At 46.7% G+C, this 15,466-nt stretch carries 13 protein-coding genes; 4 read left to right on the top strand and 9 right to left on the bottom strand.

Annotated elements, in window-relative coordinates; genetic code table 11:
* From M3593_RS14030 to M3593_RS14055, 6 genes are all read right to left on the bottom strand, one after another.
* Positions 1 to 654, bottom strand: coding sequence for a TetR/AcrR family transcriptional regulator (locus M3593_RS14030; RefSeq protein WP_144479191.1), 654 nt, complete (start codon positions 652 to 654; stop codon positions 1 to 3).
* An 18-nt stretch (positions 655 to 672) separates the two neighbouring features.
* Positions 673 to 1,812, bottom strand: a complete 1,140-nt coding sequence (locus tag M3593_RS14035) for an acyl-CoA dehydrogenase (RefSeq protein WP_144479193.1) — start codon at positions 1,810 to 1,812, stop codon at positions 673 to 675.
* Positions 1,813 to 2,718: 906 nt separating this feature from the next.
* The gene (locus M3593_RS14040) at positions 2,719 to 3,849 is read right to left on the bottom strand and encodes an acyl-CoA dehydrogenase (protein WP_251542560.1); all 1,131 of its coding nucleotides are present in this window, start codon (positions 3,847 to 3,849) and stop codon (positions 2,719 to 2,721) included.
* 61 nt (positions 3,850 to 3,910) lie between these two features.
* Complete coding sequence (locus tag M3593_RS14045) at positions 3,911 to 4,762, bottom strand: 3-hydroxybutyryl-CoA dehydrogenase (protein ID WP_251542812.1); 852 nt, start codon at positions 4,760 to 4,762, stop codon at positions 3,911 to 3,913.
* Positions 4,763 to 4,831: 69 nt separating this feature from the next.
* Entirely contained in the window at positions 4,832 to 6,019 is a 1,188-nt protein-coding gene (locus M3593_RS14050) for an acetyl-CoA C-acetyltransferase (protein ID WP_251542558.1), read from the bottom strand.
* Positions 6,020 to 6,300: 281 nt separating this feature from the next.
* Positions 6,301 to 8,412 (bottom strand): (Fe-S)-binding protein, encoded by a 2,112-nt coding sequence (locus M3593_RS14055; RefSeq protein ID WP_251542555.1) that lies wholly within the window; start codon positions 8,410 to 8,412, stop codon positions 6,301 to 6,303.
* Positions 8,413 to 8,653: 241 nt separating this feature from the next.
* Here M3593_RS14055 and cls point away from each other — a divergent pair, with 241 nt between their 5' ends.
* The 3 genes from cls to M3593_RS14070 all read left to right on the top strand — a co-directional run bounded on the left by cls (position 8,654) and on the right by M3593_RS14070 (position 11,135).
* The gene (gene cls, locus M3593_RS14060; protein WP_251542553.1) at positions 8,654 to 9,853 is read left to right on the top strand and encodes a cardiolipin synthase; all 1,200 of its coding nucleotides are present in this window, start codon (positions 8,654 to 8,656) and stop codon (positions 9,851 to 9,853) included.
* 108 nt (positions 9,854 to 9,961) lie between these two features.
* On the top strand, positions 9,962 to 10,918 hold the full coding sequence (gene uvsE, locus M3593_RS14065) for a UV DNA damage repair endonuclease UvsE (protein ID WP_251542551.1): 957 nt from the start codon (positions 9,962 to 9,964) through the stop codon (positions 10,916 to 10,918).
* Between the two features lie 121 nt (positions 10,919 to 11,039).
* A complete protein-coding gene (locus M3593_RS14070; RefSeq protein WP_222125080.1) occupies positions 11,040 to 11,135 on the top strand; it encodes a putative holin-like toxin in 96 nt (31 codons plus the stop codon).
* 251 nt (positions 11,136 to 11,386) lie between these two features.
* On the opposite strand, the gene argS is transcribed toward M3593_RS14070, so the two are convergent.
* Together argS and M3593_RS14080 are read right to left on the bottom strand one after the other, a co-directional pair.
* The gene (gene argS / locus M3593_RS14075; RefSeq protein ID WP_144479203.1) at positions 11,387 to 13,057 is read right to left on the bottom strand and encodes an arginine--tRNA ligase; all 1,671 of its coding nucleotides are present in this window, start codon (positions 13,055 to 13,057) and stop codon (positions 11,387 to 11,389) included.
* Positions 13,054 to 13,497 (bottom strand): YwiB family protein, encoded by a 444-nt coding sequence (locus tag M3593_RS14080; protein WP_251542549.1) that lies wholly within the window; start codon positions 13,495 to 13,497, stop codon positions 13,054 to 13,056. Before M3593_RS14080 ends, argS begins: the two co-directional genes overlap by 4 nt.
* A gap of 168 nt (positions 13,498 to 13,665) precedes the next feature.
* Here M3593_RS14080 and M3593_RS14085 point away from each other — a divergent pair, with 168 nt between their 5' ends.
* Positions 13,666 to 13,818 (top strand): DUF1540 domain-containing protein, encoded by a 153-nt coding sequence (locus M3593_RS14085; protein ID WP_102264619.1) that lies wholly within the window; start codon positions 13,666 to 13,668, stop codon positions 13,816 to 13,818.
* Positions 13,819 to 14,013: 195 nt separating this feature from the next.
* Here M3593_RS14085 and M3593_RS14090 read toward each other — a convergent pair whose 3' ends face one another.
* Entirely contained in the window at positions 14,014 to 15,333 is a 1,320-nt protein-coding gene (locus tag M3593_RS14090) for a short-chain fatty acid transporter (RefSeq protein ID WP_144479207.1), read from the bottom strand.
* Positions 15,334 to 15,466: the final 133 nt, after the last annotated feature.

The following is a 15,466-nucleotide window of genomic DNA, read 5'->3' on the forward strand; positions in this document are numbered from 1 at the left end:
TCATTTTGTTCCCCCTGTTCCTAATTTCATTTCCGATCCCTTAATCCCCTTGAAAAGCAAATCTGTCTGCAGTTCTGTGTACTCCTCGAGAGTGTACAGTTTTTGCAGTGCCCAGCGGCGGAATCCCCACATCTGCCCCTGGACAAAAATATCATGGGCAATGATTTTGACATGTTTTTCATCCAGGTCAAGCTCGCCATTTTCGACGCAGCGCTGGATTACATCCTCAAACATCCCTACCATCTCGATTTCTTTTTTCAGCACATATGGAAGGGCATCCTTCGTCAGCGATTTGACCTCCTGGTACATGACGAGCACTTCGTCCTGCAGGTCATCCATGACCTTGAAGTAATTGGCGATGCCAACCTTCAGGCTCTCAAGCGTCCCCTGGTTCGTGTCGAGGTTTTCCTGAAGGCGGTCGCGGACTTCGTCATAAATGCTGTCGCAGACTAGGTAAAGCACATCTTCCTTCGTGCGGATATATTCATAAAGGGTACCGATGCTAAAGCCTGAAGCCCGGGCAATCTCTCTGGTCGTCGTGCGGTGGAAGCCCTTTTGCTTGAAAAGGGTTACGGCCCCTTTGATCATCTGGTCGCGCCTCTTTTTCACAAGTCGCTCATCTTTTACCGACGCCTGCACTTCTCGCTTTTTCATCTCTTCTGCCCCGCCTTGTTATTTCGTCAGCATCCTTGAGATGACTAGACGCTGGATTTCCTGTGTACCTTCATAGATCTGCGTGATTTTTGCGTCACGCATGAAGCGTTCAACCGGATAGTCCTTCGTGTAGCCGTAGCCGCCGAATACCTGTACTGCTTCAGTTGTCACCTTCATTGCTGTGTCGCCGGCAAATAGTTTGGACATTGCTGATTCCTTGCCGTATGGAAGGCCTTCAGACTCTAGCCATGCAGCCTGATAAGTTAATAGTCTTGAAGCTTCTACTGAAGTTGCCATGTCCGCAAGTTTAAAGCCGATTCCCTGGTTCGCCGCGATCGGCTTGCCGAATTGCTGGCGTTCTTTCGCGTAATCGACCGCTGCATCTAGAGCACCCTGCGCAATTCCGACTGCCTGTGCAGCGATCCCGTTACGTCCGCCGTCAAGTGTCATCATCGCGATTTTGAAGCCTTCGCCAACTTCGCCAAGGATATTTTCCTTTGGCACGCGGCAGTCTTCAAAGATGATTTCAGTTGTCGGAGATGAACGGATGCCCAGCTTTTTCTCCTTCTTGCCGACAGAGAATCCAGGGAAGCTGCTTTCGACGATGAACGCAGTCGTTCCTTTATGCTTGCTTGACGGATCAGTCAATGCGAACACAACATAGATATCAGCCACACCACCGTTTGTGATGAAGATTTTCGAACCATTTAATACATAATGGTCTCCATCTTCTTTTGCAGTCGTCCTCATTGCACCTGCATCAGAACCACTGCCTGGTTCAGTCAGGCCGTATGCACCGATGCTCTTTCCTTCAGCCATTGGACGCAAGTACTTTTGCTTCTGCTCTTCGTTTCCGAACTTGAAGATCGGCCAGCCGGCAAGTGAAGTATGTGCGGAAAGCATGACACCAGTCGATGCGCAAACACGTGATAATTCTTCCACTGCAATACAGTAAGCCAGATAGTCACTGCCGATGCCGCCGTACTCTTCAGGCCACGGAATACCTGTCAGTCCAAGCTCCGCCATCTTGTCAAAAATCTCGCGGTCAAAGCGTTCCTCTTCATCACGCTCAGCAGCCGTAGGAGCCACTTCATTCCTCGCAAAATCACGGACCATTTTCCGGATCATTTCATGTTCTTCGGATAATCGAAAATTCATTATTGTTTCCTCCGTTACTGTTTGATTTATATTTGCCAATTGGTTGGGTTACCTTTTCAGCCGCTTTGTTGTATTCAATCGTTAATTGACTTCATTTTCGCAGTCGACCCTGGATTATTCCGGACTTTTTTGACAGCTTTTCAGCTTTCACTGCCTTACCTGTCGGAATAACCTGCTTTTCTTGACAACTTTTCATCCTTCACTGCCTAACCTGTCAGAATAACCTGCTTTTCTTGACAGCTTTTCGTCCTTCACTGCCTAACCTGTCAGAATAACCTGCTTTTCTTGACAGCTTTTTAGCTTCAGCAGCCTAACCTGTCAGAATAACGAGGGTTTCTTGACAGCTTTTCTGCTTCCACTGCCCAATCTGTCAGAATAACCTGCTTTTCTTGACAACTTTTCAGCTTTCACTGCCCTACCTGTCAGAATAAACAGCTTTTCTTGACAGCTTTTCTGCTTTCACTGCCCACCCTGTCAGAATAACCCGCTTTTCTTGACAGCTTTTTAGCTTTCACTGCCTAACCTGTCAGAATAACCTGCTTTTCTTTACAACTTTTCATCCTTCACTGCCCAACCTGTCAGAATAACCTGCTTTTCTTGACAGCTTTTTAGCTTCAGCAGCCTAACCTGTCAGAATAACGAGGGTTTCTTGACAGCTTTTCTGCTTCCACTGCCCAACCTGTCAGAATAACCTGCTTTTCTTTACAACTTTTCTGCTTTCACTGCCCTACCTGTCAGAATAAACAGCTTTTCTTGACAACTTTTCAGCTTTCACTGCCCTACCTGTCAGAATAAACAGCTTTTCTTGACAGCTTTTCTGCTTCAGCAGCCTTACCTGTCAGAATAACAGCCTTTACTTGACAGCTTCTCTGTCTTCACTAGCCGTAGCTGTTATAACATCCCGTGTTACAACTGCTTACTTATGACAATCTTCTGAATCTCGCTCGTTCCCTCGTAAATCTCGGTGACTTTGGCGTCACGGAAGTAGCGTTCGACTGGATAGTCTTTTGTATAGCCGTAGCCGCCGAATACCTGGATGGCTTCGGTTGTGACTTCGACTGCTGTTCTTGATGTGAACAACTTTGCCATAGAGGCTTCGATTCCGCACTTTTGTCCTTCAGACCGCAATTGAGCCGCTCGGTAGATTAATAGTTTTGCAGCTTCAACGGATGTTGCCATGTCTGCCAGCTTGAAGCCGACGCCTTGCTGGGCTGCGATTGGCTTGCCAAATTGGACTCTTTCTTTTGCATATGAGGACGCTGCGTCCAATGCAGCCTCTGCAATGCCAAGAGCCTGAGCCGCGATGCCGATACGGCCGGAGTCAAGGTTGCTCATCGCGATTTTGAATCCTTCGCCTTCCTGGCCAAGCAGGTTTTCTTCTGGCACCTTCATATCCTCGAATGTCAACTGGACTGTTCGGGAGCCGTACAGCCCCATTTTGTGCTCATCCTTGCCGACGATGAAGCCCGGTGTATCTTTTTCAACGATAAAGGCTGAAACGCCCTTTGTACCTGCTTCAGGATTAGTCGATGCGAAAACAATATAGACATCCGCTTCGCCGCCATTGGTGATGAACACTTTTGATCCGTTCAATACATAATGTCCGTCTTTTTTTACCGCCCGGGTTTTCAGGCTGGCAGCATCGGAACCGGCACTTGGCTCAGTCAGGCAGAAGGCTCCCAGGTATTCCCCTGAAGCTAGCTTAGGTACGTATTTTTTCTTCTGCTCTTCTGTACCGAAGTACAGGATCGGATTTGTTCCTACAGATGTATGAACGGATAGGATGACGCCAACCGTTGCGCTGACCCTGGAAATTTCATGGATGGCAATGATATAGGAAATGAAGTCCATCTCTGAACCGCCATATTCCTCAGGTACCGGAATCCCCATCAGGCCAAGTTCGCCCATCTTTTTTAAAATCTCCCTTGGGAACTCGCCTTCCTCCAATTTTTCAACGAACGGCGCAATTTCTGTCTGTGCAAAATCACGTACCATCTTGCGCATCATTTCTTGTTCTTCTGTGAATCTCAGATTCATGTTTTCACCCTCCAGGCGTCCAGACAGTGAGTATGTATGGACGCATTTGTCGCTGAATTCTTTACGCGTATGTGTAGAACCCGCGGCCGGATTTTTTGCCTAGCCAGCCAGCTTTTACATATTTCCTTAATAATGGGCACGGTCGATATTTATCGTCGCCGAAGCCTTCGTGAAGTGTTTCCATGATGTAAAGGCAAGTATCCAGACCGATGAAATCAGCAAGCGTCAACGGACCCATTGGATGGTTCATGCCGAGCTTCATGACTTCGTCGATTGCTTCCTTTGTTGCTACGCCTTCATATAATGTGTAGATGGCTTCGTTGATCATCGGCATAAGGATGCGGTTGGACACAAATCCAGGGAAATCATTCACTTCTACAGGAACCTTTTCCAAAGTCTTGGTGATATCTTCGATTGTCTGATACACTTCATCAGCTGTCGCCAGGCCGCGAATGATTTCGACCAGCTTCATGACAGGTACCGGGTTCATGAAATGCATGCCGATAACTTTTTCCGGACGCTTTGTTGCTGCAGCAATCTCGGTGATTGGTAACGATGATGTATTGGAAGCAAGGATTGTGTGTTCAGGTGCGATTTCATCAAGCTGGGCAAAAATCTTTGCCTTGATGTCCATGTTCTCCACAGCAGCTTCGATGACCAGGTCAACCTTACCGGCATCCTGAAGGTCTGTTGAGGCAGTAACCCTGCCAACAACGGCGTCCAACTGGTCTGCTGTCATTCGGCCTTTGTCTACCTGGCGGTTAAGATTCTTCTTAATTCCGGAAAGTCCGCGTTCCACAAATTCCGGCTTCAGGTCGTTCAAAAACACATCATATCCACCCTGCGCGCACACCTGGGCAATACCGGAGCCCATCTGACCTGCGCCGATTACCATAATTGTTTTCACACTCATCATTTCTCCTCCTAAAAAAGTTTGTATCAATGGAGGGCAGCTCTCGCATATGCCCTCATTCTTTTTTCGTTATTGTTTCGGAACCTCGATCATCACAGCATCACCCTGGCCGCCGCCTGAGCAGATCGCCGCAATGCCTACACCGCCGCCGCGGCGTTTCAGTTCATGCATCAATGTCAGGATGATGCGCGCCCCGCTTGCTCCGATCGGGTGTCCGAGGGCAACCGCACCGCCGTTGACATTGACTTTTTCCGGATCAAGGTTTGCGATTCGTCCGCTTGTCAATGCAACCGCTGCGAAGGCTTCATTGATTTCAAATAGGTCAATCTCTTCAAGTGATTTGCCGGTCTTTTTCAATAACTCGTTAATGACGATTCCCGGTGTTTTTGGGAAGTCCTTTGCTTCAGTGGCAATTGCGGCATGAGCCAAAACCACTGCCTGCGGTGTCCTTCCTTCACGCTGCGCACGCTCTTCGCTCATCAGGACGAGGGCGGCCGCACCGTCATTGACACCTGGTGCATTGCCTGCAGTAATAGTGCCGCCCGAATTGAAAACCGGCCCCAGTTTGGCCAGTTTTTCAACTGAAGTGTCCTTCCTCGGCGCTTCATCATGCTGGACCAATATCGGGTCGCCCTTACGCTTCGGCACCTCAACCGGGACGATTTCTTCGGCAAGCTTTCCTGATTCAATCGCTTCGATAGCCCTTTGATGGCTGCGGTACGACCACTGATCCTGCTCCTCACGGCTGATTTCATATTCCTTCGCTACTTCATTTCCGTATGTCCCCATATGGACACCTTTGAAGCTGCATGTCAGGCCATCATGGATCATCAGGTCTTTCACCTGACCGTCGCCCATCCTGAAGCCCCATCGTGCTTTAGGCAGGATATAAGGCGCATTGCTCATTGACTCCATTCCGCCGGCTACAATCACTTCCTCATCTCCAGCACGGATGATCTGGTCGCCAAGTGTCAGGCTGCGCATCCCGGATGCACATACTTTGTTGATGGTTTCTGTTTTCACTTCCCATGGAATGCCTGCTTCCCTTGCTGCCTGGCGTGATGGAAGCTGTCCCTGGCCTCCCTGCAGCACTGTCCCAAGAATGACTTCGCCGACTTCCTCAGGTTTAACACCAGCGCGTGATAATGCTTCCTTTACAGCAATTCCTCCTAACTGACTGGCCGAAAAACTGCTCAATCCGCCGCCAAGCTTGCCAAACGGTGTTCTTGCCCCTGCTAAAATGACTGTTCTTCCCATTGCCATCTCTCCCTTTTAATCTATTAATTTTTAAAAATGAAAAATTCTTGTGACATTGAGTGACTGAACGCTCGCTCGATACTGGTCCATAAAAAATACTTCTGCTGTTCCATGAGGCTATAAAAAGTGGATTCTTGCTGAATAAGATAAATGTAAGCGCTTTATCATATTATTCATTTTACTTTAAAAATAGTAGAAATTGAAACACTTTGCTAAAAATTCTGGCATATGTCGAATTTTTAATGTGAGTCAACTTCTACTATTCAGGTTTTAACTATTCATTAAGAAACTAACGGCTTAATCTCACCAAAAACGGATTTTTCAAGCAGTTCTGCAACGTCGAGCGTCTCAACGCTGTCTTCAACTTCCTTCGCCTTAGTGCCATCGGAAAGCATTGTCAGGCAGTATGGGCAGCCGGAACTGATGACGGACGGGTTCACAGCAAGTGCCTGTTCGGTACGGGAAACGTTGATTCTGTGGCCCGTTTCTTCCTCCATCCACATCAAGCCGCCGCCAGCGCCGCAGCACATTGCTGTATCGCGGTTGCGTTCCATTTCCTTGAGGTCCACGCCCGGAATCGCTTTGAGGATATCTCGCGGTGCGTCATAAACCTCGTTATAGCGGCCAAGGTAGCAGGAATCATGGAAAGTGATCGTTTCGTTCACTGCATGCTTCGGAGTCAGTCTTCCTTCCTTGACTAATTGAGCAAGAAGTTCAGTGTGGTGATATACCTCTGCTTCAAGGCCGAAATCTGGATACTCATTCTTAAAGATATTGTATGCGTGAGGGTCGATCGTCACGATCTTCTTTACTTCATTTTTCTCGAATTCTTCGATATTCTTTGTTGCCAGCTCCTGGAACAGGAATTCATTGCCCAGACGGCGCGGTGTATCGCCGGAGTTCTTTTCCTTGTTGCCAAGGATGGCGAATTTGACGCCTGCTTCGTTCATCAGCTTGGCGAATGACAGCGCGATCTTTTGGCTGCGGTTGTCAAACGCACCCATTGCGCCGACCCAGAATAAGTATTCGAATTCTTCATCTGCTTTCTTAAGTTCTTTTACGGTAGGAACGACAACATCGTCGCGAAGCTCGCGCCAGTTTTCTTTTTCCTTGCGGTTCAAGCCCCAAGGGTTGCCCTGGCGTTCGATATTTGTCATCGCACGCTGTGCATCAGCGTCCATCTTGCCTTCTGTCAAAACAAGATAACGGCGAAGGTCGATGATTTTATCAACGTGTTCGTTCATGACCGGACACTGGTCTTCACAGTTTCGGCAAGTCGTACATGCCCAGATTTCCTCTTCTGTGATGACATCGCCGATCATGCTTGGGCTGTAAGCCAGAGCTGCAGCCGATTCATTGACACCCTGTCCTGAAGCTGCCAGAGCAATCTGGTTGCCTTTTGTGCCTGAAAATGCAAATGTCGGTACCCAGGGCTGTTTTGATGTGACCGTTGCACCTGTTAGAGTCAGATGGTCACGCAGTTTGACGATCAAGTCCATCGGAGACAGCATCTTCCCAGTCCCTGTTGCAGGACACATATTCGTACAGCGTCCGCATTCAACACAAGCATAGAAGTCGATCATTTGTTCATAATTGAAATCAGTGATTTTACCAGCACCGAATGTTTCCTGTGTTTCATCTTCAAAATCGATCTTCGTGATTTTTCCTGGTGAGTCAACCCTTGTTAAATAAACATTGGCTGGTCCAGCAATCAAGTGGGCGTGCTTTGATTGCGGCACGTACACAAGGAACGCAAGCAGGAATAATAAGTGAATCCACCATGCAATATAGAAAACCGTAATGGCAGCTGCCTCAGGAATTCCGCTGAAAGCCGCAGCAATAAGTGATGCAACCGGCTCAGTCCATGTTCCTTCATGGCCATGCCAGATCATGCCCATCCCGTTCCCGAGCAGTACAGAAAGCATCAATCCGCCGATGAACAGCAAGACCAATCCGTTTTTGAAGCCGCGCTTCAGGCGGACAAGTTTTTCAACATAACGGCGGTAAAAAGCCCATACAACCGCTACAAGAATCGTCAGTGTAACAAGCTCCTGGAAGAAAGTGAAGCCCGGATACAACGGTCCCAGCGGCAAATGCGAGCCAGGCTTTATGCCCTTCCAGATAAAATCAATTGCCCCAAACTGGACAAGGAGGAAGCCATAGAAAAACATAACGTGGATGGCGCCGCTTTTCTTGTCCTTCAAGAGCCTTTTCTGGCCGAATACATGAACAAGGATTCTTCTCCAGCGATCTTTGATATCATCATCAAACTCAGATTTCTTGCCGAGTTTGATGTATTCGATTCTCGTCTTTACCACATAAACGAACAGACTGATAGCGTAAGCGGTTACAAACAAGAACGCAATAAGATTGATCCAAAGCAAACCGTTCATAAAATCATTTACCCCTTTCGATGCTGAATTTTTGGGAGAAAATTTTTAACCAAATCAATTTTCTGAATTTACCTTTAACTCCATTATATAATGAATGAGCATTCAGTCAACTCATTTCCATTCATTTCTGAAAATTGTTTACGCTCGCCCTTTTACAGGAACTTAACATATATAAAGCGTTTTCGGCAAAAATAATATGAAATGTACAACCCTAAATTTTTAACAAGGGAGCCAAAACGCTATGGGAATTGGATGGATGATATTTTGGATAATAGCCGGGATTGCACTGTGGGTCACAGCGGACTTCTTTCTTGGCAGGAAGCAGCATCTTGCAAATGCAAAAAAGTACGCTTTTCCAGAAAGGTATAGTGATCTGGAAATATTCGCAAAGGGACCAGAATTGTTCGAGGATTTATTTTCTGAAATTAAAAAGGCCAGACAGCACATCCATATTTTATTTTATATCATCAAAGATGATAAACTCAGCCACGAGTTCGTCACTTTATTGAAGGAAAAGGCACAGGAGGGAGTTGAGGTTCGGCTTCTTGTAGATTGGATCGGAAGCAACTTGAAACGGAAGACGATCCAGTCCCTGAAAGCAGCGGGAGTGCAGTTCGCTTATACCCATATTCCGAAGCCCCCCTTCCTGTTCTATTCATCCCAGGTCCGCAACCATCGCAAGATTACGGTTATTGACGGACAAATCGGTTACCTTGGCGGCTTTAATATTGGGGATGAATATAATGACAAGAATCCAAAGCTTTCACCTTGGCGGGATTATCATTTGAAATTAACTGGTGAAGGGATTGTTGACTTGCAGAAGGAATTTTTACGTGACTGGCAATGTGCAAGCAAGGTGAACCTTCTCCAGAACAAAGCGTACTTTCCTGAGTTGCAAAAGGGATCGATTCGCCAGCAGTTCGTCCCAACCGAAGGTGATTCACTCGAAGACTTAATCGCCACATTAATCAGCGAAGCAAAGAAATCCATCATCATCGGCACACCATATTTCATTCCAAGCAAAGAGGTATTTGAGCAATTAAATGCTGCGATTTCCCGGGGAGTGTCCGTTACGGTCCTTGTCCCATATAAGTCCGACCATATTCTCGTAAAAGAAGCATCGTACAGGTATTTACGTTCCCTCCTCAAGGATGGAGCCGAAGTGTACCAATATTTGAAAGGTTTTTATCATGCCAAGGTCGTGATGATCGATGACAATATTTGTGATATCGGAACAGCAAATTTTGATCAACGAAGCATGTTTTTAAATTATGAATTGAATTGCTTAGTTTATGACCCTTCTTTTATTAAAAAAGTGAAGCATATTCTCACTGAAGACATGTTGGATTCTCATAAAGCTTCACTTGCTGACTTCAGCCGCGCAAACCTGTTTTTATCATTCAAAGAAACAGCCGCAAGGACGATTTCATTTTTCCTATAGGCTCTTTTCGTAAAAATTCGGAAGCATCTCTGAAAAGCAGCGAAAAAAGCCTTTCTATAACATAACCGGAGTTAGTGTTCGGCCTCCTCCGGAAAAAGGAGGTTCTATATGATCATTCGGCTAGGATATGTATCCACCGCCATCAGCCTGTGGGATGCATCTCCCTCCAAGGCACTTACGTTTGCCAGATACGGGCAGCTGCCTGAGGAGGAGCGGTATGAAAAATTGCTTTCCATTACCTATCAAAATCTCTTGAACACGGAAAGAATGATTCATTACAATATCGCCCATGACATTCCTTTATACCGCTTTTCCAGCTCGATCGCCCCGCTGGCGACCCATCCGGAGGTCAAGTGGGATTTTGTCACACCTTTTCGTGAAAAATGGCTGGAAATCGGTGCGTTGGTGAAAAAGCATGAGCTGCGCACAAGCTTCCATCCTAACCAGTATACGCTGTTCACTTCCCCGAGGGAGGAAGTAACGGCCAATGCCATCATCGATATGGAATATCACTACGGAATGCTCGAAGCAATGGGATTGGAAAACAATGCACTCATCAATATCCATATTGGCGGTGCTTACGGAAACAAAGAAGAGACAATTTTGCGTTTTCATGAAAACTTCGCAAAACTGCCTCCCCATATCAAGGCAATCACCACCCTTGAAAACGATGATAAAACCTATAATTCTGAAGAAACATTGAAGGCTTGTAAAAAAGAGGACGTGCCATTCATGTTCGATTATCACCATCACATAGCAAACCTCTGTGAAGAGCCTCTTGAAAAATTGCTTCCTGAAGGTTTCACGACCTGGGAACGGATCGGGATGAAGCCGAAGGTCCACATTTCCTCACCGAAATCGGAAAAAGCCTACCGGTCACATGCCGATTACGTGGATCCGGAATTCATCCTTCCGCTGATCGATATTTTACGGAGTATAGGCCAGGACGTCGATTTCATGATCGAAGCGAAGGAGAAGGACAAAGCCGCGCTTAAGCTCGTCGAGGATTTGGCGAAAATCCGCGGAGTGAAGCGGATTGGCGGGGCTGTTTTGGAGTGGAAGTGATGAATAAAGAAACTAGGAAAGATAATGGTATCCGCTACCTATATGGTATAATTAACTAGCACAGCAAAAAGCAGGGTGAGCAGCGGCCGTCCCCAATCCAGCAGGAAAGGGGGTGACGCTGATGGTTACGTATGAAGCAATGAACTTGATGGTGAGCTTCGCCACGCTTATCGTTGCCGTAATCGCCATAGGTATTTCTTCTAATAAAAAGAAGTAACCTACCCTGCACATCGCCAAATGTGAGTAGATTACTTCTATTCGGAACTGGCCGCTGTAATTCAAGCAGCTTGCTGTGTATTGAGATCTCGGTTGCAGCCGAGATCTCTTTTTTTACTATATGGACTTTATGCTTAAATTATAAACCTTATATTACATCAATTCAACAAAACCGATAATACTTCACTATAATTTGGAAGTTCAGTTACTAAGAGAGACCCAGCCAAGTGGCTGGATCTCTTAAAAGGTATATTACATCTTCTCCGGAGCAGATACCCCGATCAACTCAAGTGCATTCTTCAAAGTGATCTGCGCTGTCTTGATCAGCGACAGACGGGCTGCTGTTCTTTCTTTATTCTCCAGATCCAGTACTTTTTCAGCGTTGTAGAAGCTGTGGAATACGGATGCCAGTTCGAAAATGTAGTTAGAGATTCGATGCGGCATACGCTTCTGGGCTGCTTCGGCAACAGCCAGCGGGAATTCTCCCAGCTTTTTCAGCAGGTCGATTTCCTTCTCGGATTGGATATGCTTGAAGTCTGCTTCAATGTCGAAAATCAAACCTTGCTCTGCAGCAGAACGCAGAATGCTGTTAATGCGGGCGTGAGCATATTGTGCGTAGAATACCGGGTTTTCGTTTGACTGGGAAACGGCCAGGTCAAGATCGAAGTCCATGTGAGTATCAGCGCTTCTCATTGCGAAGAAGTAACGCACTGCATCCAGGCCTACTTCATCAATCAAATCACGCATTGTCACGGCTTTACCCGTACGCTTGCTCATCTTCATCTTTTCGCCATTCTTGTACAGGTGGACGAGCTGGATGATTTCGACTTCAAGCGCATCACGGTCATAGCCCAATGCCTGGATCGCCGCCTTCATCCGCGGGATGTACCCGTGGTGGTCTGCGCCCCAGATGTTGATCAGCTTTTCAAAACCGCGCTCAAGCTTGTCTTTATGGTAGGCAATATCAGGCAGCAGGTAAGTATAAGAGCCATCCTGCTTGATCAGCACGCGGTCCTTGTCATCTCCAAGCTCTGATGAACGGAACCATGTTGCGCCGTCCTCCTCATAGATATGGCCATTTTCACGCAATGCTTCAAGCGCCACGTCAATTTTGCCGTTTTGATATAGAGATGTTTCCGAGTACCAAACATCGAACTTAACACGGAAGTTTTCAAGGTCCTGCTTCAGTTTTTCCATTTCATATTTCAGGCCATATTCACGGAAAGCATCAAAACGCTCCTGTTCAGGAACATTTACATACTTATCACCAAACTCTTCAGCCAGGGTCTGGCCTATCCCAATGATGTCAGCGCCATGGTAGCCATCCTCAGGCATCTGCTTATCCATGCCAAGCGCCTGGAAATAGCGAGCCTCAACAGAGAGCGCCAGGTTATTGATCTGGTTGCCGGCATCATTGATATAGTACTCACGGGAAACATCGTAACCCGCTTTAGCGAGCACATTGCACAAAGTATCGCCGACAGCCGCGCCGCGCGCATGTCCAAGGTGTAGGTCGCCAGTCGGGTTCGCCGAAACGAACTCAACCTGGATTTTCTGGCCGTTTCCTACCTTTGATTCCCCATAGTTATCCCCTGCTTCAAGGATTGCCGGAATCAAATCCGTCAGATAGCTATTGTCCATGTAAAAATTGATGAAGCCCGGACCGGCAATTTCAATTTTCTCAATGGATGCCTTGCTTTTATCAAAGTTCTCGATCAATTGTTCAGCGATCTGGCGCGGAGCTTTCTTCGCCACGCGGGCAAGCTGCATCGCCATATTCGTGGAGTAGTCACCGTGCGCTTTTTCCTTTGGCGTTTCAAGGATCACAGCCGGAATCTGCGCTTCTTCAGCAAGATTGGCCTTGATGATCGCCTGCTTGATTTCTTCCTTCAGCTTCAATTGAACCTGTTCAACTATATTCATTTGCCTTCCTCCTTATATTTAATCGTCATATGGTATGTACCTGCACTCGCGCCCTGGATCGCCATTTCATACAGCAAGTCCACATGGCCCTCCTGCTTTTCCTCGTTAAAATCCAGATCAAGACGCTTCGTCAGCGCAGAAGTCTCGAGCAGACCGTATGGCGTCTTGTAATTGCCAGGGGTTTTTTTATTCAGCAGAAAATGAAGCCTCATCTTGATTGCACCGCTGCGCAGGATCAGCACTTCATCTCCTGAAATTTTCACCGTCGTATGAACATCCCCTTCCTCCATCACTTCATCATACTGGAGGTACGAGCTGTTCGCCTTTTTATAGTATCGGCCAAAAGTGGTCAATTCAAAAGTATCCTTCTCACTGCCACTATAAATTGCCGTTTTCACCGTCACCTTTACAGGAGTCTGTTCAGCGGGTCCAGTTGACACCGATAACACATCCTTTTCAAACACTATTATAACTTTATAAGTATAAATATTCTCCTATGAAAGTGCAAGGTTCTCGGAGATTTGAATGATAAATGGAATACCCTGATAGGATTAACTCTGCTGAAAAGCGGGTATTGATTATCAAAACCTTTTAAGGAGGTGGCCTTCATGAAAATTGAAGTTAAATGTGAAGTAGAAAACTGCAAATACTGGGCTGAAGGCGACAAATGTGTTGCTGATTCAATCCTTGTCGTTGCGAATTCAGGAAAACAGGCACTAAATGAACGCGAAACCATTTGTGATACATTCGAAAAGATGTAAGAATGTGAAAAACCGGCTGGCGAAATGCCTGCCGGTTTTATCATGTTCAGGGAATCCAGTGATATCCCTCATTATCCCGCGAAAACTAGCCTCGATTCCGCGAAAAATCCCCCCTATCCCGCGAAAGTCTCCCCTAATTCCGCCAAAAACAACCCCGATTCCGCGAACTGGAAAAAAACTCCTGATTTTTTCCAGTTAGAAGAATAGCATTCCAGCTGAAATGACAACTCCTGAAACAACCAGCATGAGGACACAGTATCCCATGATATCTTTTGCCTTCAAACCGGCAATTGCCAGTGCTGGCAGTGCCCAGAACGGCTGGATCAGGTTGGTCCATGCATCACCCCAGGCAACAGCCATCGCCGTTTTTGGGATCGAAACACCAAGAGTCTGTGCTGCGTCAAGCATGACAGGCGCCTGGACTGCCCATTGTCCTCCGCCAGACGGTACAAAGAAGTTGACTAGTCCCGCGCTCAGGAAGGTGAAGAACGGGAAGGTGAATTCATTCGAAATCGACACGAAGCCTTCCGACATGACCGCTGCCAGGCCAGAAGCTGTCATCATACCCATGATCCCCGCGTAGAAAGGGAATTGGATGATGATTCCGCTTGCCCCTTTTACCGCATTCACCACCGCGTCAAGGAATCGCTTTGGCGTTCCATGGAACAGGATTCCGAGGAATAGGAACAAGAAGTTAACTATATCGAGATTTAGCTTGAATCCGTTTGTTGCAAAATAGTAAAACAGGAAAACAAGGCCCATTATTCCAATCAATAAAGAAATGATTCTGCTGTTTTCCAGTTTTTCTGCAGGTGTCATCGCTCCCTGCTCAATTGCCGCTGCCTGAACATCCGCTTCAAGCAATACAGGATCGACCATCACTGTTTGATCCTTAGATGGCATCATCATTCGGTTAACTACCGGCAAGACGATAAGCAAGATTAAGATAATCAAAAGATTGAAGCCTGCAAAAATCGTCTGGTCAGTCGGGATGATTCCAATCAGATCCTGGGAGAAGTGCCCCTCCGTCGCAATCGTCAGCGGAATCGAACCAGAGATGCCGCCATGCCAGACGATGAAGCCCCCGTAAGCGCTTGCAATTAACAGTCTGTAGTCGACATTTTGAATCTTTTTCGCCAGCTCTTTCGCGAATAGAGCACCTATGACCAGACCAAATCCCCAGTTGATCAAGCTTGCGATCATTGAAACGACCGTGACGATCACAATCGCCTGCCCCGGCGATTTCGCCAGCGATGCCAGCGCACCCAATCCTTTTTTAAAGATATTGCTGCTCGCGAGAACATGCCCTGTCACAAGCACGAGCACCATCTGCATCGAGAACGTCAGCAGGCTCCAGAAGCCGCCGCCCCAATGCTGGGCCATTTGATAAGGACCACTGTCAGTAAAAATAAGACCCAATCCAAATACAACAAAAGTTAGGATAATGACAAAAAGAAACGGATCAGGCAAATACCGCTGCATCAGGCGGTTGAAAAAAGAAACCAACATTTTCATCCTTATTACCTCCTTTTTAGTAGTTACCTTCATAAATACTATATTTTCTATACATTTCGGAATATTCCTTCTTTTAATACCAACTATTAATACTTGGTTTTTAAAAAATCCCTATACAAGACTGTTGATTTTC

It is taken from the genome of Mesobacillus sp. MER 48, from assembly GCF_023714225.1.
Lineage (GTDB): Bacteria > Bacillota > Bacilli > Bacillales > Cytobacillaceae > Mesobacillus > Mesobacillus oceanisediminis_A.

Coding starts and splice junctions, on each gene's coding strand:
- uvsE (WP_251542551.1), top strand. CDS start 9,962: ATGATCATTCGGCTAGGATATGTATCCACCGCCATCAGCCTGTGGGAT.
- M3593_RS14055 (WP_251542555.1), bottom strand. CDS start 8,412: ATGAACGGTTTGCTTTGGATCAATCTTATTGCGTTCTTGTTTGTAACC.
- M3593_RS14045 (WP_251542812.1), bottom strand. CDS start 4,762: ATGAGTGTGAAAACAATTATGGTAATCGGCGCAGGTCAGATGGGCTCC.
- M3593_RS14030 (WP_144479191.1), bottom strand. CDS start 654: ATGAAAAAGCGAGAAGTGCAGGCGTCGGTAAAAGATGAGCGACTTGTG.
- M3593_RS14040 (WP_251542560.1), bottom strand. CDS start 3,849: ATGAATCTGAGATTCACAGAAGAACAAGAAATGATGCGCAAGATGGTA.
- M3593_RS14050 (WP_251542558.1), bottom strand. CDS start 6,019: ATGGGAAGAACAGTCATTTTAGCAGGGGCAAGAACACCGTTTGGCAAG.
- M3593_RS14085 (WP_102264619.1), top strand. CDS start 13,666: ATGAAAATTGAAGTTAAATGTGAAGTAGAAAACTGCAAATACTGGGCT.
- cls (WP_251542553.1), top strand. CDS start 8,654: ATGGGAATTGGATGGATGATATTTTGGATAATAGCCGGGATTGCACTG.
- M3593_RS14090 (WP_144479207.1), bottom strand. CDS start 15,333: ATGAAAATGTTGGTTTCTTTTTTCAACCGCCTGATGCAGCGGTATTTG.
- M3593_RS14070 (WP_222125080.1), top strand. CDS start 11,040: ATGGTTACGTATGAAGCAATGAACTTGATGGTGAGCTTCGCCACGCTT.
- argS (WP_144479203.1), bottom strand. CDS start 13,057: ATGAATATAGTTGAACAGGTTCAATTGAAGCTGAAGGAAGAAATCAAG.
- M3593_RS14035 (WP_144479193.1), bottom strand. CDS start 1,812: ATGAATTTTCGATTATCCGAAGAACATGAAATGATCCGGAAAATGGTC.